The sequence below is a fragment of the Staphylococcus arlettae genome, assembly GCF_025560845.1.
Classification (GTDB): Bacteria; Bacillota; Bacilli; order Staphylococcales; family Staphylococcaceae; genus Staphylococcus; species Staphylococcus arlettae.
Window position 1 is genome coordinate 1095459 of sequence record NZ_CP094803.1, and the last position, 20711, is coordinate 1116169.

The following is a 20711-nucleotide window of genomic DNA, read 5'->3' on the forward strand; positions in this document are numbered from 1 at the left end:
TTTCATACGTAATTCTTTCGGGGCAAGGTGAAATTCCTAACCGGCAGTATAAAAGCCTGCGACCCATAAATGTTTAGCATTTATGGCTGATCTAGTTTGATTCTAGAGCCGACAGTTAAAGTCTGGATGGGAGAAAGAATGAAGATATAACACAACACTACTATAGTGTTTATTTGGTCATGCCATTTTACGATAGAGGTATGTCATTATTTAAGTTACACAAATGTTATATAAATATATCCCGCACCTGAAAACTCATGTTTTTCAGGTGCGTTTTTTTATTTAAGAGGTGATAAATTGAGTCAATTTTTAAATTATGCAATAAATTTAGCACACATGGTACAAGGTCAAACAGGAGTCAATCCACCTGTAGGAGCCGTAGTTGTACGTGATGGTCGAATTGTTGGCTTAGGCGCACATTTGCAACATGGTGATAAACATGCTGAAGTTCAAGCTTTGGAAATGGCCAAAGACCTAGCCAAAGATGCAACGATTTATGTGTCATTAGAACCATGTACTCACTTTGGCACTACACCGCCATGTGTTAATAAAATTATAGAATATGGAATTACTAAAGTTGTTTATGCGATGAAAGATACTACATTAACCTCAAATTGTGATGAAATTTTAACTAATGCAGGTATTGATGTGGACTATCGCTTTCAAGAAGATGCAGAAAATTTATATAAAGATTTTTTTACAGCTAAAAATGAACAACTTCCTGAAGTAACTGTAAAGGTGTCTTGTAGTTTAGATGGTAAGCAAGCTACGGATAGCGCACAAAGTAAGTGGATTACTAACAAACAGGTTAAGCAAGATGTTTTTAATTTGAGACATCGACATGATGCGGTACTGACAGGTAGAAATACTATTGAACATGATAATCCACAATACACTACACGTATTGAGAATGGTAAAAATCCTATTAAAGTTATTTTATCTAAATCAGGTACGATTGATATGGGGTTAGATATTTTTACAGATCCACAATCTAAAGTATGGATTTATACAGAAAATAATAAATTGTGTTCACAAACATCTAATGTAGAAGTAATAGTTCTCGATGATTGTTCCTTAAATAATATTTTAAGTGATTTATATCAAAGAGGTATTGGTAAATTGCTAGTAGAAGCTGGTCCGACCGTGACGTCTGAGTTTCTCCAATCTAGCTTGGTAAATGAACTCATCTTATATTATGCCCCGAAAATTATAGGTGGTTCTGGTAAGTATCAATTTTATCAAACAGATAATGTTCTTGAATTATCAGATATTCCGAATTTTGAAATTGTTAATTCTGAGTTGCTTGAGCAAAATATCAAATTAGAACTGCGAAAGAAGTGAGCAAAGATGTTTACTGGAATTGTTGAAGAAGTCGGTACAATCGAACGTAGTCAAAGTAGTAATGCTGTAGTTGAATTAACTATCACATGTCAAACTATCCTTGAAGATATGCACATTGGAGATTCCATTAGTGTAAATGGTGCATGTTTGACAGTTACTGACTTTACTAACCACGGTTTTACTGTTCAAGTAATTGAAGGTACAGAAGCAAAGACGTATTTAAATCAACTGAAACAAGGTAAGGAAGTAAACTTAGAACGTGCGATGAGTGGACAGGGTCGTTTTGGTGGACATTTTGTCTTAGGACATGTTGACGAAGTAGCGACAATTACACGCATACAAACGTCTGATAATTCAAAAATAGTGTCAATCAAGCCACCGAGTCACATACTTGATGAGATGGTACAGCAGGGTTCAATCGCTGTTGATGGTGTAAGTTTGACAGTTTTCAAACTGGGTGACAAAGAATTCGATATTCATTTAATCCCTGAAACAAGAAAATCAACGATCTTGAATGATAAACGAGTTGGTGATTATGTGCATTTGGAGACTGATATGCTATTCAAGTATGTGCATAAAATAGTTGGTAAGCAATCAACAACTTTAACTGCAGATAAATTAAAAGCTTTCGGTTTTTAAAGGAGGGGCATACTATGCAATTAAATCGAATTGAAGAAGCATTAGAAGCACTGAAGCTCGGTAAAAGTATTATTGTAGTAGATGATGAAGATAGAGAAAATGAAGGTGATCTTGTAGCTGTAACTGAATGGATGCAAGATAACACAGTAAACTTCATGGCGAAACATGGAAGAGGATTGATCTGTGCGCCTGTAAGTTCAGATATCGCTGAAAAATTAAAATTACATCCGATGGTTTCTGATAATTCGGATGTCTATGGCACGCAATTTACAGTTAGTATCGATCATGTCGATACAACAACGGGTATTAGCGCAGCCGAAAGAATGTTAACTGCAAGAGCACTTATTGCTACATCTACAACGTCCGCAACATTTAATAGACCTGGACATCTCTTTCCACTAATTGCGAAAGATGATGGCGTTTTGGTACGTACAGGACATACAGAAGCATCGGTTGATCTAGCACGATTAACAGGTGCCAAACCTGCAGCGTTAATTTGTGAAATAATGAATGACGACGGTTCTATGGCTAAAGGTGATTCTTTAGAAGCCTTTCGTGAGCAACACCAATTAGTAATGATTTCTATAGCAGATTTAGTTGAATATCGAAAACATACTGAATCACATATTGAAGCACGTGCTAAAGTACAAATGCCTACTGAATATGGTGATTTTGATATGATAGGTTTCACAACTGCTAGTTCAAGAGATGAAATTGTAGCAATCATCAAAGGTGAGCCTCGAAAAACTGAAAATGTGCGTATTCATTCTTCTTGTATGACTGGTGATATTTTTCATAGTCAACGTTGTGACTGTGGTGAACAGTTGGCAGAATCAATGAAATATATTAATGAGCACGGGGGTGTGATTTTATATTTACCGCAAGAAGGTCGTGGCATTGGATTGATTAATAAATTAAAAGCTTATGAGCTCATTGAACAAGGTTATGATACTGTAACAGCTAATCGAGCATTAGGTTTTGAAGATGATTTAAGAGAATATAAAGATGCGGCAGCAATTTTAAAATATTTTGGTATAGAAAATGTGAATTTGTTGAGTAATAACCCAACAAAATTTGCTGGTTTAGAAGATTATGGCGTGAACATTGCACGACGCGTAGAAATCATTGTACCAGAAAACGAACACAACCATAGTTATATGGTTACAAAAAAAGAAAAAATGGGTCACTTAATATAGGAGGATTTAATTATGAATTTTGAAGGTAAATTAATAGGCACGGATTTAAATGTAGCAATTGTAGTGAGTAGATTTAATGACTTTATCACTGGACGTTTATTAGAAGGTGCTAAAGACACATTAATCAGACATGAAGTAAATGCTGATAATATTGACGTAGCATATGTACCAGGTGCGTTTGAAATCCCATTAGTTGCTAAAAAGTTAGCTGAAAAAGAGAAATATGATGCAGTTATTACATTAGGTTGTGTTATTAAAGGCTCAACATCACATTATGATTATGTCTGTAATGAAGTTTCAAAAGGTATTTCAAGAGCTAATGATGTAACAAATACGCCAGTTATTTTTGGTGTGTTAACAACAGATAATATCGAACAAGCAGTAGAAAGAGCCGGTACTAAAGCTGGAAATAAAGGTTCTGAAGCGGCTATCAGTGCAATTGAAATGGCTAATTTATTAAAATCTATAGATGCATAATTTATAAATTATTAAGAGTTTGGGTTATCAACAACCAATTCTCGAATGAAAAGGACGAATTCATATGACAATGGATTCGCCTTTTTTATATTAAAATATTACCGTAAAATTTCGTCACAAAATATATAACTTAGTGCTTACAGTAAAAGAAAACGTCAATTTCTATCGTATTAAAATAGAAATTGACGTTAATAAATTCGTCGATAATATTAATATTCTAACACCTTTAGCGTCAGTGGCAAAAATTATTTTGCCTTTTTAGTGATGATACTTAATAGCGAACCAACAGCTACAGTAGCACCAGCGATAATGCCTAGTTTTTTAAGCATTTTAGGAGAAGTGAACTCCTTATAAGCTAAAACTAAGTTTTGTGGTCGTTCTGCTAATCTACGCATAAAGTAACTAAACCAATCATCACCATATGGGACATAAATACAGAAATTATAGCCTTGTTTAGCGATTTCTTCAGCTAATTCTGTACGAAAACCATATAGCATTTGAAATTCAAATTGTTCTTTATCTATGTTATTGTCTTTAGTAAATTGTTTAACATGATTTATTATTTGATCATCATGCGTTGCTATTGATGTAACGTGATTACAATTAAGAAGGCGTTTTTCAATAATATTTATATAATTTCGATCAATTTCATCTTTTGTTTGATATGCGATGAATTCATTTTCTTTATATGCGCCTTTAACTAAGCGTAAACGCAGCTCAGGGTATTTATCTATTAAAGCTTCTGCTTTAAATAAATATGCTTGAATTACAGTACCTAAATTTTTAAATTCACCTTTTAAACGGTCAACTGTTTGAATAACATCGAGTAGAGAATCATACTTCTCAGTATCGATATTTATGTGCATATTTTTAAATTCATTAGCTTTTAGCAAAATTTCTCTTAAATTGCGATAAGCTAAATCTAAGTCAAATTCAGCTCCTAATTGACTGATTTTTATAGACATATGTGCATCTAAATTATAATTATTAATGGCATACATGACTTCTAAGATTTGGTCTTTAGCCATGATTGCCTCTCCTTCAGTAGAGACATATTCTCCGAGGTTATCAACAGTCACGACGATACCTTTTTCATTTAGTCGGGAAATGGTTTCTACCAAAGCTGGAATGGTGTTGCCTGCAACAACTTTATTAGCACCAAACATGGGTCCTAGTTTTTTAGCAGTGTTGTTTAAGGCCTTGTTGTTTGATAAAGCAATGAAAAAATTTTTAATGATTGGCATATGTATTCCTCCATTCTCACAATTATATTTAGTTCTATTTAAGTGTATCATGAATTTATTAGGGAAGAAATCGTTTACAAGTTGATTTTATACAAAATTATTTACTTAATACACAAAATTAAGTAACAATAAAAATGTTGGTGCTATTTTTCTATTTTATAGGTGTAAAGTTGAAGATGATACACATTAAAATGGAAATTTTATAGCAGTATTTGATACAATTAATATAATGAATTCTATTGAGAAGGGGAAGTATTGACATGTGGAAGTGGGAAACAGAGAATGAAGCAAAAGGTGTAGTTGTTATTGCACATAATATGTTAGAACACACAGGTAGATATGCTTATTTAATCACTATGCTTCGCCGAAATGGATATCACGTTATAATGGGCGATTTACCTGGTCAAGGTCAAACTGCGAGATCAAATAAAGGTCAAATTGAAAGTTTTGATGTCTATCATGAACATATTTTAGATTGGATTAGGATTGCTAATGAATATAAAATACCTACATACATTTTAGGCGTTGGTCTTGGAGGATTAATTGTTTTAAATCTATTAGAAAAAGTAGAGGTACCTGTAGAAGGGTTAATGTTAATTTCACCATTATTGGAATTCAAAAAGAACAATAAAGTTAGAAAAGATAAAGTAATTTCTAATATTGGAAGATTAGTTAAAGATACTCGCTTTAATATGGGTATAGAAATTGAAGACTTAACTAGAAACGAAGAAGTTATACAAGAAACTAAAGAAGATCAATTGATGTTAAGTAAAGTGAGTTATAATTGGTATAAACAGATTGTCGAAGTAATGAAAGAAACTGTGCAGCATTTGCAAGATATTGATCCTATACCTACACTAGTTATGTCTGCCAGTGAAGATAAAATAAGTGATATTAAAGTCACGGAAATGCTGAAAGATAAAGTTAAAACAAACGAGTTATATTATAAAGTTTGGCCAGGATTTTATCATGAAATTCATAATGAGCCAGAAAGAGATGAAGTCATGCGTTATATTTTATCGTTTTTAAACAATAGTGCGAGTACTATGGGTTTTATCGTTAACGATGAAAATAATGTATCGTAAACATTAAAATATAAAGTTATGTCAAAGCGGTTTAATTTATATTGAATATAGATTAAATCGTTTTTTTATTAATATATGTGAAAATAATCACAAAAATATTGAAAGTTTGTGATCGGTTTGATATAGTTTAATTGTGAAAAAAATCACATTATCTTACTGTATAGGAGAGATGGTTATGAATGTTAAACATGGAAATAAAGTAGTGTTAGTTGGAAATGGTGCTGTCGGTTCTAGTTATGCGTTTGCTATGGTAGTACAAGGTATAGCAGATGACTTAACGATTATTGATTTAGATGAGACAAAGGTAACTGGAGACGTTGCAGATTTAAACCATGCGGCTCCTTATAGTTCAACAACAGTAAATATAAAAAAAGGTGATTATAAAGATTGTGCAGATGCTGATATTATTGTAATTACAGCAGGTGCAGCTCAAAAATCAGGAGAAACTAGACTAGACTTAGTAGAAAAAAATGCTAAAATAATAAAGTCGATTGTTTCTACAATAATGAAGTATCAATTTAATGGGATTTTTTTGATAGCTTCAAATCCAGTTGATATTTTAAGTTATGTTGCATATAAAACTTCTGGATTACCAAAAAACCAAGTGATTGGTTCTGGTACAGTATTAGATACTGCTAGATTAAAACACCAGATTTCAAAATATGTAGATGTTGCTCCAGCGAGTATAGATGCTAACATCATAGGGGAACATGGAGATTCTGAACTTGCCGTATGGTCACAGGCAAATATCGCAGGTCAACCTGTACTTGAAATATTAAATAATAATTCACAACATAAACAATTGATTGACACGATATTTCGTAATACACGAGATGCAGCATATGAGATTATCCAAGCTAAAGGCGCAACTTATTATGGTATTGCTCAAGCATTGGTGCATATTACTCAAGCCATTTTAAAAAATCAAAATATTGTGCTAACTACGTCTAGTTATTTAGAAGGTGAATATAATCAACAAGATGTCTATATTGGTGTCCCAACGATATTAAATAGAAATGGGGCAGTAAATGTGATAGCAATGCCATTAAATGACGAGGAAAAATTATTATTTAATGAATCAACTGAAATTTTAAAAGAAATGCAGTCAAAAATAAAGCTAACTTAATTGCATATTTCTTTGATTGAATTTAAAATGTGTATAAGATTAATTTTATTAAAAAATGTAATATTCATCCAGTGAATGTTGTTCTCAAAAAAGAATACTTACTAAAATTAATAAAATTAATTTTTTCATGTTTTATTATTATTTTTATTGGGGGTTATTATTATGGGAAAGGCGCTTCAGAATAAGGTTGAAGGCATTTTAAGCCTAAATCAACTTTTAAACGATGTTGAAGCAATCTTTGACAGTATAAAGAAGGAATATAAGATGTCTAAAGAAGAAGTCTTAATATTGCTTACTTTATGGAAAGAAGGCTCAATGACACTTAAAGAAATGGATGATTTCGTTCATATTAAATCATATAAACGTACACGTACGTATAATGATTTAGTCGAAAAAAAGTGGATTTTGAAAGAAAGACCACAAAATGATGAACGTACAGTTATTATTCATTTCAATGAAGATTTAAAAGAGAAAAGGGAAGCTCTTTTAGATTTCATTAAAGATGAAATTGCAGCTAAAGAAACTAGTTTACAGTCTAGTTTAAAATCTATCTTAAATGTTTAGAGCAATAAAAAACCTCAGAACAATGTTCTGAGGCTTTTTATTATCTTTTTTCAATGGCACATATAAAAGGTGGGTTATTTTGTTGATTTATAAATTGATATTGTAAGATATGTGCTTGCTGTTGATCAAAATCATGTAAATATTTCATAAGCGCATCTTTTTCGACAGCGCCTTCTTCATGACCAGAATAAATAACCAAAATTATGATGCCTTCAGTGGCTAACATATTAAAAATTGAATTAATAGCTTCTATTGTAGATGACGGCTTAGTCACTATTGACTTGTCGCCATTTGGTAAGTAACCTAAGTTAAATATCGCTGCGTCAATTGTACCGTTATGTTTGGATGTAAGATGTTTTGACGCATTGGCATGACTATCCTTTATTAGCGTAACATTATGATAATTTTCTGTTTTAGCACTAGTAGCTGCCAGTGCTTGTTCTTGAATATCAAAGCCATAGACATGACCTTGAGGCACTAAGTTAGCTAAAAATAGAGTGTCATTACCATTGCCACAAGTTGCATCAATGACAATGCTTTGAGGTGTGACATGCGATTCTAATAATGTTTTAGCAAAAGGTAATATTCTTTCTAGTTTCATGATTGTGTCACTTTTTCAAAATATTTACCTTGGTATGAGTTTCTACGTGCTAATTCATTGTCGATTTCATTTAATACTTCCCATTTATTTACGCTCCACATTGGTCCAACCATTAAATCAATTGGGCCATCTCCAGTGATGCGATGTACGATCATCTCTTTAGGAATAATTTCTAACTGATCACAAACTAAATTTGTATAATCTTCTTGAGACATGAATTCCAACATGCCTTTTTCATATTGCTTAACCATAGGAGTACCTTTTAATAAATGTAGTAAGTGAATTTTAATTCCTTGAACATCCATTTGTGCAACTTCTTTGGCTGTTTCCATCATCATATTATAATTTTCACCTGGTAAACCGTTTATGATATGTGTACATACATTGATATTATGACGTCTCAATTTTGCAACACCTTCATAATATGTTTGCATATCGTGTGCACGATTTATTAAATCAGATGTTTCTTGGTGTACAGTTTGTAAACCGAGTTCAACCCATAAATAAGTTCGTTCATTGAGCTCAGCTAAATATTCTACCACGTCATCAGGTAAACAATCTGGTCTAGTACCGATTGATAAACCAACGACACCTTCTTCTTTTAATGCTGTTTCGTATTTCTCACGTAAAACTTCGACAGGTGCATGGGTATTGGTAAAAGCTTGAAAATATGCAATATATTGACCTTCATGCCATTTTTCGTGCATTTTATCTTTAATCTCTTTAAATTGTACTTCGATTGGATCAACTCTATTTCCAGCAAAATCACCACTGCCTGCTGCTGAACAAAATGTACAGCCTCCATATGCTACTGTGCCGTCTCTGTTAGGACAATCAAAACCGCCGTCTATCGCAATTTTAAAAATCTTTTGTCCAAATTTATTTTTTAAATGATAGTTCCATGTATGATATCTTTTGTCTTCAAAGGCATAAGGGAAATAATTACCCATTTTACATTTTCCTTTCTAAAATCATTCTAGTTAAAGATTTTAACATATTTTAGTGTTATATTGTTTACTGTATGAGTAGATTTTTATAATTAGAGAGGGGCTTTATGTATGAATATGCCTAAATCAGTGTGGTGGCTCGTTATTGGTATGGCATTAAATATAACAGGCTCAAGTTTTTTATGGCCATTAAATACGATTTATATGAATGAAGAATTAAACAAAAGTTTAACTGTAGCTGGTTTGGTATTATTGATTAACTCCATGGGTATGGTTGCCGGTAATTTACTTGGCGGTACGCTTTTTGACAAGCTAGGAGGCTATAAAACTATATTATTAGGCACAGCTATTTGTTTGTTTAGTACAACTCTATTAAACCTGTTTCATGGTTGGCCATGGTACGCTGTATGGTTAGTGTTGCTAGGTTTCGGAGGTGGACTAATCATTCCAGCAATTTATGCTATGGCTGGTGCTGTTTGGCCAAACGGTGGACGTCAGACTTTCAACGCTATTTATTTAGCGCAAAACATAGGTGTAGCATTGGGAGCTGCACTAGGCGGATTTGTTGCTGAGTTAAGTTTTAATTATATATTTATTGCAAACTTATGCATGTATATCTTATTTGCTATTGTTGCGATTTTTAATTTTAATATTAACCTTGAAGTAAAAGTTAAACCTAATGACAGTCTAACGTTATTTGCAAAAGAAAATCGACCACAATTATTATCTTTACTACTTATTTGCGCCATGTTTAGTATTTGCTGGATTGCATATATTCAATGGGAAAGTACTATTGCGTCATTTACGCAACAAATTAATATTTCAATGGGACAATATAGTTTGTTGTGGACAGTTAATGGTATTTTGATACTCGTTGCTCAACCTTTAATTTTACCAATTATACGATTGTTAAAAGGCAATTTAAAATATCAAATATATATCGGTATAGCGATTTTTATCCTTTCCTTTTTTGTAACAAGTTTTGCACAGCAATTTTCTATTTTCATGATTGGTATGGTGATATTAAGTCTAGGTGAAATGTTTGTATGGCCTGCAGTTCCCGCTATTGCACACAAATTAGCTCCGACAGGTAAAGAGGGCGCTTATCAAGGGTATGTAAATTCAGCATCAACTATAGGGAAAGCAATAGGGCCAGTCTTTGGAGGCGTTATTGTAGATACTTTTAATATGCAAATTATGTTTTTAGCCATGATGGCATTGTTATTTATTGCGCTTGGATTTGTCTATCTGTTTGGAAAAGCGGATGCTAAATATGTAAAAAATGACTAATATTATTTCTATAATGCGAGTGACTGTTGATTTTTCCACTTGAAAATCAACCCAATTTCAAATATCATTAGTAATGTATCGGAGTAGTAACTTATCTAACTTTTCTACAGAGAGCTAGGATGGTGTGAACTAGTGTAAAGTGATGAGTGAACTTACCAACGTAATAAATAATGGATTAATAACATCTCTAACTACTTAATGAAATGAGTGCACGAAAGTGAATGAGGGTGGTAACGCGGCTAACGTCGTCCCTTGAAAATTAAGCATAGTTTGAGGTGTTTTTTTATTGAATAGGAGGAAACATGGTGAATTACAATCATAACGAGATTGAAAGAAAGTGGCAGCAATATTGGGAAGAGCATAAAACATTTAAGGCTAGTGATAATTTAGGTCAAAAGAAATTTTATGCTTTAGATATGTTCCCGTACCCTTCAGGAGCAGGTTTACATGTTGGTCATCCAGAAGGCTATACTGCAACTGATATTATTTCTCGCTACAAACGTATGGAAGGATACAATGTATTGCATCCAATGGGATGGGATGCTTTTGGTCTTCCAGCGGAACAATATGCATTAGATACAGGTAACAACCCTAGAGAGTTTACACAACACAATGTAGATACATTTAAACGTCAAATTAAAGAATTAGGCTTCAGTTATGATTGGGATAGAGAGATTAATACCACTGATCCTGAATATTACAAATGGACACAATGGATATTTATTCAACTATACAATAAAGGTTTAGCATATGTTGATGAAGTTGCAGTAAATTGGTGTCCAGCATTAGGTACAGTGTTATCAAATGAAGAAGTTATAGACGGTGTATCAGAAAGAGGTGGACATCCAGTCTATAGACGACCAATGAAGCAATGGGTATTGAAAATTACTGAATATGCTGATCGTTTATTAGAAGATTTAGAAGACTTAGATTGGCCAGAATCAATTAAAGACATGCAGCGTAATTGGATTGGTCGTTCAGAAGGGGCATCAATTCGTTTTGACGTGGAGGGCTTCAATGACAATATTGAAGTATTTACTACACGTCCGGATACAACATTTGGAGCATCTTTCTTAGTTTTAAGTCCAGAACATGAATTAGTTAATAAAATTACGACAGAAGATAGAATAGATGCTGTAACGGCTTATCAAAATGAAGCAGCTAAAAAATCTGATTTGGAACGTACAGGTTTATCTAAAGAAAAATCTGGTGAATTTACAGGTGCCTTTGCTGTTAATCCATTGTCAGGTGAACAGATTCCTGTGTGGATTGCAGATTATGTATTGTCTACTTACGGTACTGGTGCTGTAATGGCAGTACCAAGTGGTGACCAACGTGACTATGAATTTGCACAAACGTTTAATTTACCAATTAAAGAAGTAATTGAGGGCGGTAATCTTGAAAAAGAAGCCTACACAGGTGACGGCCCACACGTGAATTCTGGTGAGCTAAATGGTTTATACAATAAAGAGGCAATTGAAAAAGCAATTGAATTACTAGAAAGACAACAAGCTGGCGAAAGAAAAATCAACTATAAGTTGAGAGATTGGTTGTTCAGTCGTCAGAGATATTGGGGTGAACCAATTCCAGTAATTCATTGGGAAGATGGCTCAATGTCAACAGTGCCAGAAGAAGAATTACCAGTATTATTACCTGAGACGGATGAAATTAAACCATCTGGAACTGGTGAATCACCATTAGCAAATATAGATGAATTTGTTAATGTTGTAGATACAGAAACAGGTATGAAAGGCCGTCGAGAAACAAATACTATGCCACAATGGGCTGGTAGCTGTTGGTATTATTTACGATATATTGATCCACATAATGATAAAATGCTAGCAGATCCTGAAAAATTAAAACATTGGTTACCAGTAGATTTATATATTGGCGGTGTTGAACATGCAGTGTTACACTTATTATATGCAAGATTTTGGCATAAAGTACTGTATGATTTAGGAGTCGTACCAACTAAAGAACCTTTCCAAAAATTATATAACCAAGGTATGATTTTAGGTGAAGGTAACGAAAAAATGAGTAAATCTAAAGGTAACGTCATTAATCCAGATGATATTGTACACAGTCATGGTGCCGATACATTACGTTTATATGAAATGTTTATGGGTCCATTAGATGCTGCAATTGCTTGGAGTGAAAATGGTTTAGATGGTTCTCGTCGTTTCCTTGACCGTGTTTGGCGCTTATTAGTTAACGAAGATGGTACTTTAACAACAAAAATTGTCGATACAAATGATAAATCGTTAGATAAAAGTTATCATCAAACGGTTAAAAAAGTTACGGAAGACTTCAACTCATTAAACTTTAATACAGCAATTAGTCAATTAATGGTGTTCATTAATGATTGTTATAAAGCTGATGAATTATATCGTCCTTATATTGAAGGGTTTGTAAAAATGTTAGCGCCGATTACACCACATATTGGTGAAGAATTATGGTCGAAACTTGGATATAATGAAACAATTACTTATCAGCCATGGCCAAATTTTGATGAATCACTACTTATCGATGATGAAGTTGAAATTGTTGTTCAAGTTAATGGCAAAGTACGTGCGAAGTTAAATATTCCTAAAGATACTTCGAAGGAACAAATGGAAGCTCTTGCTTTTGATAATGCTCAAATTAAAGCTGAAGTTGAAGGCAAAGATATTAAAAAAGTTATCGCAGTTCCTCAAAAATTAGTGAATATTGTAGCTAAATAATATAGATTGGAGTTTTTAATAATGGAAACTATAACTATTGAAGAATTAAAGAGTAAGATTATTGATTCAAATCCAGTTCATATAGTTGATGTTAGAACTGATGAAGAAACGGCAATGGGTATTATACCAAATGCTAAAACAATTCCAATGAATCAAATTCCAGAGAATTTAAATTATTTCAATGACCATGACACTTATTATATTATTTGTAAAGCAGGTCCAAGAAGTGAAAGAGTTACTCAATATCTAGAAGAAAATGGTGTTCATGCGGTGAATGTTGAAGGCGGTATGAATGCTTGGGGTTCAGATGGTCTAGAAATTAATAGTATTTAAGTTAAAAAAGCTTTTGATCGTTTTTAAGACGGTCAAAAGCTTTTTACATTTATATGTTAAATTGGGCAGCATTTGAACCGGCAACATGGCCAGTAACTAATGCACTCGTGATATTATAACCACCTGTATAACCATGAATATCTAACACTTCACCACACAAGAATAAACCTGAATTCAATTTGGACATCATAGATTTCGGGTGTATTTCTTTTAATGAAACACCACCACCTGTCACAAAGGCTTTATCTATAGGAAGTGTGCCGTTTACGGTAAACGTGAACCCTTTAAATAAATTTGCTAATGTCAGCAGTTGTTTATTGGAAAGGTGATGAGCGGTAATATCAGATGGAATTTCTGCTTGTTCCAACATAAATAACAAATAGCGTTCTTCAATAATTCCATGTAAACTATTTTTTATCTGTTTATCAGGTTCATCAGCTAATAGTGATTGTATTTTTTCTGTTACTGCGTTAATTGACAAATTAGGAAAAACATCAAGTTCCATAGCAACATCAGTTTTCTTTTGATTTTGTTGTTCTTTATAGACAAACTGACTACAACGTAATGCTGCTGGTCCGCTTACACCAAAGTGAGTAAAAATCATATCCATTTGATGCGTAATACGTTGCTTACCATTCTTTTTTAACACGCTTAAGCCTACATTTTTTAAACTTAAACCTTTTAGCTGTTTACTTTTAATAAATGGCTCAGGTGACGTTATTGGTACTTCGGTTGGGAACAGTGTTGTAATTTGATGACCTAATGCTTTGGCAAATTTGTAACCATCGCCTGTAGACCCTGTTAGAGGTACGCTTGTCCCGCCAGTAGCAATAATAACTGTATGACTCGTAAATGATTTGTTGTCATTAAGTTGAACTGTAAATAGATCATTAGCATTTTTTGTAATTTCTGTAACAACACTTTCCTCTAGAATTTCAACATTATTGCGATGTAATGTATTAACGAGTGTATCAACAACATCTTGTGCTTTATTAGATACTGGGAACATACGTCCATGATCTTCTTCTTTTAATTTGACGCCACGACTTTCAAAAAATTCGATAATCGATTCATTATCAAAAATTGAAAAGGGACTATATAAAAACTTTCCGTTGCCGGGAATGTTTTTAATTATTTCTTCGTAGGGCAGTCTATTTGTAACATTACAACGGCCACCACCAGAAATTTTTAATTTTCGACCCAACCCTTTCTTTTTTTCTATTAATAGTACTTTGTCATGGTTTTGGCTAGCTGCAGCAGCTGCCATTAAGCCACTAGGGCCACCGCCTATAATTATTGTTTGATACATTAGTTAGCCTCCAATTAGAATATACGTTTATTTTAAAGCAATATATGTTTGGAAGCTAGTGAACTAATAATGTTTACTTGCTTTGTCAGCAATTAGGTATATAAACTTAGCTATGTTAAACACAATGAATTTTGATTTCTTATTATTTTATATGTTAAATGAACTAATAGAATTATATTTAGAAGATAATAATTGTTACAATGGTTTACGTACTTTACTAATTTAAGTTTAATTTTACTTAAGTATTGATTTATTTTACACAGTAATTGTATGCTATATACATTTATATTAAAGTGTCGTACTGTTATAACGTAATGATAGGTGATTATATCATTACATATTTTTCTAATTGTCTAATTATGTTTTGACCAATTTCTAACATAATAAAAAGGCCTTTAAATAGTGTCTTTCAAACTGTCGGCAAAGTTTTTACTTTGTTGGCAGTTTTGTTGTGCACGCTTTCAGCGGGCACTGCTTCAGCCTGTAGTCTTCGGCGAGTGCGATTCCCGCAGGAGTCGGCCCAAGTCACTGCCAATATTATAGAAAAGACCTTAGGAGGACTAATATCTAAAGTCTATTTACTGACAATATAATAAGAGACTATCAACAAATCTTCTGACTTTGTTGGCAGTTTTGTTGTGCACGCTTTCAGCGGGCACTGTCTCAGCCTGTAGTCTTCGGCGAGTGCGATTCCCGCAGGAATCGGCCCAAAGCACTGCCAATATTATATAAATTCAACACTGTTGCTGTTTATTATGTTAAATAAAGCAATTGATAAAAAGATTAATATGAAATGATTGCTATCTCTGAAGGAGTTTCTTATAAACATTGTTATAGTCCTTTAAATAGGGCATTTTTATTTTAAGTTAACCGTATATTATTAATAGCAACACAACAAAGCCACCTAGTTATAGGTGGCTTTCAGTCATTAAATATAGTTATTTCGCAAAATGTATTATATTTCGCTATTGGAGAACTTTCTTTATATTATCAAATATTAATCGCTAATGTAGCTAATTTAAAAAAGCAGAAAAAAAATAGATTAATTAAAGTAAAAAAAGAGCGATGAATCGAAATAATCACAATGAGTGTATTGAATGATTATGTGTAATTAATTTAATGAAGTTAAATTCGTTTTAAATTTTTTACTTTTTGAAGCTGAATATTTACTAAGTAGTGAAATTGCCTAGTAATATTATATAAAATTATTCTAATATTATATTTATAAAGTGAGTTTGACAACATATATATAAATCTTAATGATTTATTAATTTTTTTGAGGTAGATTTAATGTATATAAACACAATTACTGGCAAAGAGATTGAACAGTTAAGCAATCGATACAGTAAGATAATATTTATATATATTTATTAGAAATTTACTGTTATTACATAGTATTAGAAGTTATAATATTAAATAATTTAAATTGTACTTTAATATTAAGAGCTTATTAATTAGTTGAATATATTTATAGAAATTTTAAAAATAAAAGAGGGATATTATGGATTATAGCTATAAAATTCATGAAAAAAATGTTGAAATTAATGAAAATTTAGATGAAGTTAAAGTGATATATATATTATCAGGTAAGGCAGAACTACATGATAAAATTTCAGTTGAACATTTTGAAGAGAATGAATTTTTGATTATTGAGCCTTATACCTCTCCGAAACTTTTAGTTACTACTGGCATTGTGATGGAAATAAGCATTAATAAATTTAGTTTTAACCGTTTTTCGTTGTATAAAATGAGGCAGTTGGATGTCGAAAGTCAACAATTAGATTTAGCAATAAAGAAACAATTTTTAGACACAGTTATTTATTTGTATGAAGAGGATTTCTTTAATGCCGATATTAATGTAGTTAAACTTATTAACTATATTAGGGCTGCGCAATACTATTCACAAGATAACTTAGGGATTAATAATAATTTGATCAAAACGATTTTGAAATATATTTTTGAACATCACAAAGAAAATATAACATTATCTAAAATTTCTAAGGTTTTTTATGTTAATCCGAGTTACTTATCGCGTGTTTTTTCTGAAGAAATGAATATTTCTATCACTAAGTACATTATTAAAGTTAAAATTTATCGCTTAGCCGTAGAAATGTTAACAATGGATACAACTAAAGATTTGTGGAGAAATTATGGTTATAAATCATATTCTACATTCTCAAAAAATTTTAAAAGTGTATTTATGAAATCACCGGAACAATTTTTGGAAGATTATAAAACGCCTGATGTTAAAGAAAGCTATGACTTTAAGTTGAATTTTGATTACCTCAAGCAATTATCTCAAAAGATTGATAATGCTATACAATCTTAATGTCGTGGTAATTTCTTCATTAAGATATTATCATAATAATACATAACTGCTGATTTTATTATGTTGTTAAAATTATCGCTAATAAAACATGCATTATTCATATAAATTTAGGAGGCTAGGATAATATTAATTTGTCCTAGTCTCATTTCACATTGATAAGAGCTGACTGTATTGAAAATACACTTCAAATCAATCTTTTACAATGCTAGTCATCTCTGCCGGGGTGCGACGACGAAATCTTTCTGTCCCACTCCTTTTTCATATTTATATTTCCTTATTATTAATATGTTTGTATTACTACATAATATGACTTATTTTATGTTTAAAAACATGATAATATAGATTTTTCAATATAACATCAAACGTTTGTATGAATTGCAACATAAGGGAAAGTTGAATTTGTAAACACGCTTTTAAAAAATAGTTATAACTAGTCAAAGTAATGAACACTTATATATTTATCTGTGTTATTTTTATATATGTATAACTTTGAAAAAAAGTGTGTATAACGTTATCATTGAAGTTATGATTTTAAAATTAAATTGAGATAGGAAGATATAAATGAGTGAAAGTAAAGAATTGGTTCGAGGGACCTTTCTCATAACATTAAGTATTTTAATTACTAAAGTTTTAGGTGTCCTTTTTATCATTCCATTCTATGCAATAGTTGGAGGAGAAGAAAACCTTGCGCCATTTAACTATGCTTACGCACCTTATAATATTGCAATTGCTGTAGCAACTGCAGGTGTTCCGTTAGCAGCTTCAAAATATGTATCAAAATATAATGCGTTAGGTGCATATAAAGTCAGTCAAAAATTGTATAAATCCAGTTTTATAGTGATGACCGTAACTGGAATAGTAGGTTTTGCCGTACTATACTTTTTAGCACCGACAATTGCTTCTATCACATTAGCACAAGATTCAAAAGACTCAGGTGGTTGGTCTGTTGCTGATATCACTTGGATTATAAGAATAATTAGTGTTGTAGTTATCTTTATTCCATTATTAGCTACATGGCGTGGTGTGTTCCAAGGCTATAAGTCTATGGGGCCTACTGCAGTGTCAGAAGTAACAGAACAAATTGCGAGAATATTATTTATTCTAATTGGTAGTTATGTAGTGTTAAACATTATGAATGGTTCAGTATTACTTGCAAATGGTGTGGCAACTTTTGCTGCAGCAATTGGTGCCATTATGGGTATCTTTACGCTATGGTATTACTGGCGTAAACGTAAACCAAATATTGAGAAAATGGTAGCCACTGATGATACGGGTATCACGGTATCTTATGGCAAAATGTACAAAGAAATAATTTCGTACAGTATTCCATTTGTTATTGTTAGTTTGAATTTTCCATTATTTAATATAGTCGACCAATTTACACATAACAATGCCTTAGGTTTGGCAGGCGTACCACAAGAATTACATGACCAATTCTTTACTATGTTAAATATGACGACAAATAAAATAGTTATGATTCCTACGTCACTAGCATCTGGTTTTGCTGTCAGCTTAATACCATTTATTACGAAAACATATGCTACTGGACAATTAGACAATATGCATAGACAAATCAGAACGTCATTAGGTGTTTTAATGTACATTACGGTGCCAGCTAGTCTAGGTATTATGGCATTAGCATTGCCGTTATATAATGTCTTTTATAGTTACAATGTTGAAGGTAGCCACTTACTCTTCTACTATGCACCTGTAGCAATATTAATAGCATTATTAAGTGTTACAGCATCAATGTTACAAGGTATTGATAAGCAAAAACTTACGGTATTTGTCATTCTAGCTGCTGTAGTGATTAAGATTGTATTAAATACACCGCTAATATATATGTTCCATACATCAGGTGCTATTTTAAGTACAGCGATCGCGTTGCTTTTTGCTAATATTTGTAACTTTGTAATTCTTAAAAAATATGCGAAATTCAACTTCAGTGAAACTTGGTTACATTTTGCAAAAATCTTTTTATTCGGTTTTATCATGATGTTAGCTGTTGAATTAACTTACTTCATTTTACAATTTATAGTTTCTCCAGAAAGTAAAATGGGAGCATTGATAATAGTTGTAGTAGGTGTAATAGTAGGTATTTTAGTTTATGGCATAATTACGATGAAAACACATTTAGCAGACCAATTTTTAGGTGAAATACCAAATAAAATACGTCGTAAACTAGGTGTGATTAAATGAGAATAGATAAATTTTTAGCTAATATGGGTGTCGGAACACGTACTGAAGTTAAACAATTATTGAAAAAAGGTAGAGTGACATTGAATGGTACTGTTGAAAAGTCAGCAAAAACGAATGTCAATGCGTTAGAAGACTACATTGCTGTTGATAATAACCATATTGTTTATATTGACAAGCTTTATTTGATGTTAAATAAACCACAAGGTTATGTGTGCGCTACTGAAGATAATCAACATCAAACTGTAATAGATTTATTTAAAGACTATAAAGATTTTCATATTTTTCCAGTAGGAAGATTAGATAAAGATACTGAAGGTCTACTTCTTATTACAAACGATGGTGATTTTAGCCACCAGTTAATGAGTCCTAATAAACATGTGTCCAAAACTTATGAAGTCTTATCAGAAAAAAGTATTACAAATAATGATATAGAATTATTTAAAACGGGTATTGAGTTACATGATGGATTAGCTAAGCCTGCTACTTTGGTAAAAGCACAAGAAGAAAGGAAATCATTTGTAACTATTACCGAAGGAAGGTATCATCAAGTTAAGCGCATGTTTCATGCTATAAACAATGAAGTACTTGCGTTAAAGAGAATCTCAATAGGAGATTTACAACTTGATGAACAGTTAGCTGTCGGCGAATATCGTCATTTAAAAGAGCAAGATTTTGAACAATTAGGAATAAAATAATTAAAGAAGGTGTAATTTTATGTCAAGATTATTAAAAGCAGTTGTAGGTATTGGGGGCACAGCAGCAGCTGTCGTACTTTCTAAAAAAGAAAATAGAGATAAGTTGAAAGGTGAATACGACAAATATAAGTCAAACCCAGAATCTTACAAACAAAATGCTAAAGATATAGCAAGTCAAATTAGCAGTAAAGCAGGTGAAACTGTTAATGAAGTAAAACAAGACCCTAAAGGATATGTCAACAAAGTGAAACAAGATCCTAAAGGCTATATCAATGACCAAAAAAATCGTTTTAAAAATGTAAAATCTTCAGATGAAGATCAAATTGATGAAGCTCGTTTCACGGATGAAGGTGCAGCTGATCCATCTAACAACTTAAGAGTTGTCACTGAAGAAGAATTAAAAAACAACAAAAATAAATTTGACAACGATGAAAAATAACAGTTATTAACTAAAAGCCTAACTCACGTATAAATGAGTTAGGTTTTTCTAATATATTAATTAAAATATAACAGTTGCGATATTACTTGCTATAACAAGACTCAACTGTTTTTGTATTAATGTTACAGTAAAAAAATCAAAATAATATTGTCATCTCGCTGTAGTTTATGTGTAACA

At 32.1% G+C, this 20711-nt stretch carries 18 protein-coding genes and 1 riboswitch; of the genes, 14 read left to right on the forward strand and 4 right to left on the reverse strand.

The features are described 5' to 3' along the window. The first annotated feature begins 9 nt into the window (after positions 1-9). Positions 10-142: riboswitch (FMN riboswitch) on the forward strand. 155 nt (positions 143-297) lie between these two features. From ribD to ribH, 4 genes are read left to right on the forward strand one after another with little or no spacing between them, the layout of a single operon-like run. After that, on the forward strand, positions 298-1341 hold the full coding sequence (gene ribD / locus MUA37_RS05360; protein ID WP_002510577.1) for a bifunctional diaminohydroxyphosphoribosylaminopyrimidine deaminase/5-amino-6-(5-phosphoribosylamino)uracil reductase RibD: 1044 nt from the start codon (positions 298-300) through the stop codon (positions 1339-1341). Positions 1342-1347: 6 nt separating this feature from the next. Next, positions 1348-1980, forward strand: a complete 633-nt coding sequence (gene ribE / locus MUA37_RS05365; protein ID WP_002510578.1) for a riboflavin synthase — start codon at positions 1348-1350, stop codon at positions 1978-1980. A 14-nt stretch (positions 1981-1994) separates the two neighbouring features. Next, positions 1995-3176 (forward strand): bifunctional 3,4-dihydroxy-2-butanone-4-phosphate synthase/GTP cyclohydrolase II, encoded by a 1182-nt coding sequence (locus tag MUA37_RS05370; protein WP_002510579.1) that lies wholly within the window; start codon positions 1995-1997, stop codon positions 3174-3176. Between the two features lie 12 nt (positions 3177-3188). Next, positions 3189-3653, forward strand: coding sequence for a 6,7-dimethyl-8-ribityllumazine synthase (gene ribH, locus MUA37_RS05375; protein WP_002510580.1), 465 nt, complete (start codon positions 3189-3191; stop codon positions 3651-3653). Positions 3654-3898: 245 nt separating this feature from the next. Here ribH and MUA37_RS05380 read toward each other — a convergent pair whose 3' ends face one another. Beyond that, complete coding sequence (locus MUA37_RS05380; protein ID WP_002510581.1) at positions 3899-4897, reverse strand: proline dehydrogenase family protein; 999 nt, start codon at positions 4895-4897, stop codon at positions 3899-3901. A gap of 260 nt (positions 4898-5157) precedes the next feature. On the opposite strand from MUA37_RS05380, the gene MUA37_RS05385 reads away from it, so the two are divergent. The 3 genes from MUA37_RS05385 (at position 5158) to MUA37_RS05395 (ending at position 7672) form a co-directional block, all read left to right on the forward strand. Continuing rightward, the gene (locus tag MUA37_RS05385; protein WP_002510582.1) at positions 5158-5982 is read left to right on the forward strand and encodes an alpha/beta fold hydrolase; all 825 of its coding nucleotides are present in this window, start codon (positions 5158-5160) and stop codon (positions 5980-5982) included. Between the two features lie 175 nt (positions 5983-6157). Then, complete coding sequence (locus MUA37_RS05390) at positions 6158-7108, forward strand: L-lactate dehydrogenase (RefSeq protein ID WP_262624881.1); 951 nt, start codon at positions 6158-6160, stop codon at positions 7106-7108. 162 nt (positions 7109-7270) lie between these two features. Next, positions 7271-7672 (forward strand): transcriptional regulator, SarA/Rot family, encoded by a 402-nt coding sequence (locus tag MUA37_RS05395; RefSeq protein ID WP_002510584.1) that lies wholly within the window; start codon positions 7271-7273, stop codon positions 7670-7672. 40 nt (positions 7673-7712) lie between these two features. On the opposite strand, the gene MUA37_RS05400 is transcribed toward MUA37_RS05395, so the two are convergent. Continuing rightward, on the reverse strand, positions 7713-8273 hold the full coding sequence (locus MUA37_RS05400; RefSeq protein ID WP_002510585.1) for a tRNA 5-(aminomethyl)-2-thiouridylate-methyltransferase MnmM: 561 nt from the start codon (positions 8271-8273) through the stop codon (positions 7713-7715). After that, positions 8270-9223: a tRNA modification radical SAM protein MnmL/YtqA gene (locus tag MUA37_RS05405; RefSeq protein WP_002510586.1), complete on the reverse strand. Its 954-nt coding sequence runs from the start codon at positions 9221-9223 to the stop codon at positions 8270-8272. Before MUA37_RS05405 ends, MUA37_RS05400 begins: the two co-directional genes overlap by 4 nt. A 108-nt stretch (positions 9224-9331) precedes the next feature. Between MUA37_RS05405 and MUA37_RS05410 the strand changes: the two genes are divergently transcribed. The 3 genes from MUA37_RS05410 (at position 9332) to MUA37_RS05420 (ending at position 13563) form a co-directional block, all read left to right on the forward strand. Continuing rightward, a complete protein-coding gene (locus MUA37_RS05410; protein ID WP_142019572.1) occupies positions 9332-10510 on the forward strand; it encodes an MDR family MFS transporter in 1179 nt (392 codons plus the stop codon). A 302-nt stretch (positions 10511-10812) separates the two neighbouring features. Beyond that, positions 10813-13230: a leucine--tRNA ligase gene (leuS, locus tag MUA37_RS05415; protein WP_142019573.1), complete on the forward strand. Its 2418-nt coding sequence runs from the start codon at positions 10813-10815 to the stop codon at positions 13228-13230. A gap of 21 nt (positions 13231-13251) precedes the next feature. Beyond that, the gene (locus MUA37_RS05420) at positions 13252-13563 is read left to right on the forward strand and encodes a rhodanese-like domain-containing protein (protein WP_002510589.1); all 312 of its coding nucleotides are present in this window, start codon (positions 13252-13254) and stop codon (positions 13561-13563) included. 49 nt (positions 13564-13612) lie between these two features. Here the strand turns inward: MUA37_RS05420 and MUA37_RS05425 are convergent, their stop codons facing one another. Then, the gene (locus tag MUA37_RS05425; protein WP_262624882.1) at positions 13613-14872 is read right to left on the reverse strand and encodes a BaiN/RdsA family NAD(P)/FAD-dependent oxidoreductase; all 1260 of its coding nucleotides are present in this window, start codon (positions 14870-14872) and stop codon (positions 13613-13615) included. A 1501-nt stretch (positions 14873-16373) separates the two neighbouring features. On the opposite strand from MUA37_RS05425, the gene MUA37_RS05430 reads away from it, so the two are divergent. The 4 genes from MUA37_RS05430 to MUA37_RS05445 all read left to right on the forward strand — a co-directional run bounded on the left by MUA37_RS05430 (position 16374) and on the right by MUA37_RS05445 (position 20534). Next, positions 16374-17201, forward strand: coding sequence for a helix-turn-helix domain-containing protein (locus MUA37_RS05430; RefSeq protein WP_002510186.1), 828 nt, complete (start codon positions 16374-16376; stop codon positions 17199-17201). 561 nt (positions 17202-17762) lie between these two features. Next, positions 17763-19400: a putative polysaccharide biosynthesis protein gene (locus tag MUA37_RS05435; RefSeq protein ID WP_103387800.1), complete on the forward strand. Its 1638-nt coding sequence runs from the start codon at positions 17763-17765 to the stop codon at positions 19398-19400. Further along, a complete protein-coding gene (locus tag MUA37_RS05440; protein ID WP_002510188.1) occupies positions 19397-20095 on the forward strand; it encodes a pseudouridine synthase in 699 nt (232 codons plus the stop codon). Before MUA37_RS05435 ends, MUA37_RS05440 begins: the two co-directional genes overlap by 4 nt. Positions 20096-20114: 19 nt before the next feature. Further along, positions 20115-20534, forward strand: coding sequence for a YtxH domain-containing protein (locus tag MUA37_RS05445; RefSeq protein ID WP_262624883.1), 420 nt, complete (start codon positions 20115-20117; stop codon positions 20532-20534). Positions 20535-20711: the final 177 nt, after the last annotated feature.

Bases quoted from the DNA above. Each gene is read 5' to 3' on its own strand.
- ribE (WP_002510578.1), top strand. From the start codon at position 1,348: ATGTTTACTGGAATTGTTGAAGAAGTCGGTACAATCGAACGTAGTCAA.
- MUA37_RS05370 (WP_002510579.1), top strand. From the start codon at position 1,995: ATGCAATTAAATCGAATTGAAGAAGCATTAGAAGCACTGAAGCTCGGT.
- ribH (WP_002510580.1), top strand. From the start codon at position 3,189: ATGAATTTTGAAGGTAAATTAATAGGCACGGATTTAAATGTAGCAATT.
- MUA37_RS05380 (WP_002510581.1), bottom strand. From the start codon at position 4,897: ATGCCAATCATTAAAAATTTTTTCATTGCTTTATCAAACAACAAGGCC.
- MUA37_RS05385 (WP_002510582.1), top strand. From the start codon at position 5,158: ATGTGGAAGTGGGAAACAGAGAATGAAGCAAAAGGTGTAGTTGTTATT.
- MUA37_RS05390 (WP_262624881.1), top strand. From the start codon at position 6,158: ATGAATGTTAAACATGGAAATAAAGTAGTGTTAGTTGGAAATGGTGCT.
- MUA37_RS05395 (WP_002510584.1), top strand. From the start codon at position 7,271: ATGGGAAAGGCGCTTCAGAATAAGGTTGAAGGCATTTTAAGCCTAAAT.
- MUA37_RS05400 (WP_002510585.1), bottom strand. From the start codon at position 8,273: ATGAAACTAGAAAGAATATTACCTTTTGCTAAAACATTATTAGAATCG.
- MUA37_RS05405 (WP_002510586.1), bottom strand. From the start codon at position 9,223: ATGGGTAATTATTTCCCTTATGCCTTTGAAGACAAAAGATATCATACA.
- MUA37_RS05410 (WP_142019572.1), top strand. From the start codon at position 9,332: ATGAATATGCCTAAATCAGTGTGGTGGCTCGTTATTGGTATGGCATTA.
- leuS (WP_142019573.1), top strand. From the start codon at position 10,813: ATGGTGAATTACAATCATAACGAGATTGAAAGAAAGTGGCAGCAATAT.
- MUA37_RS05420 (WP_002510589.1), top strand. From the start codon at position 13,252: ATGGAAACTATAACTATTGAAGAATTAAAGAGTAAGATTATTGATTCA.
- MUA37_RS05425 (WP_262624882.1), bottom strand. From the start codon at position 14,872: ATGTATCAAACAATAATTATAGGCGGTGGCCCTAGTGGCTTAATGGCA.
- MUA37_RS05430 (WP_002510186.1), top strand. From the start codon at position 16,374: ATGGATTATAGCTATAAAATTCATGAAAAAAATGTTGAAATTAATGAA.
- MUA37_RS05435 (WP_103387800.1), top strand. From the start codon at position 17,763: ATGAGTGAAAGTAAAGAATTGGTTCGAGGGACCTTTCTCATAACATTA.
- MUA37_RS05440 (WP_002510188.1), top strand. From the start codon at position 19,397: ATGAGAATAGATAAATTTTTAGCTAATATGGGTGTCGGAACACGTACT.
- MUA37_RS05445 (WP_262624883.1), top strand. From the start codon at position 20,115: ATGTCAAGATTATTAAAAGCAGTTGTAGGTATTGGGGGCACAGCAGCA.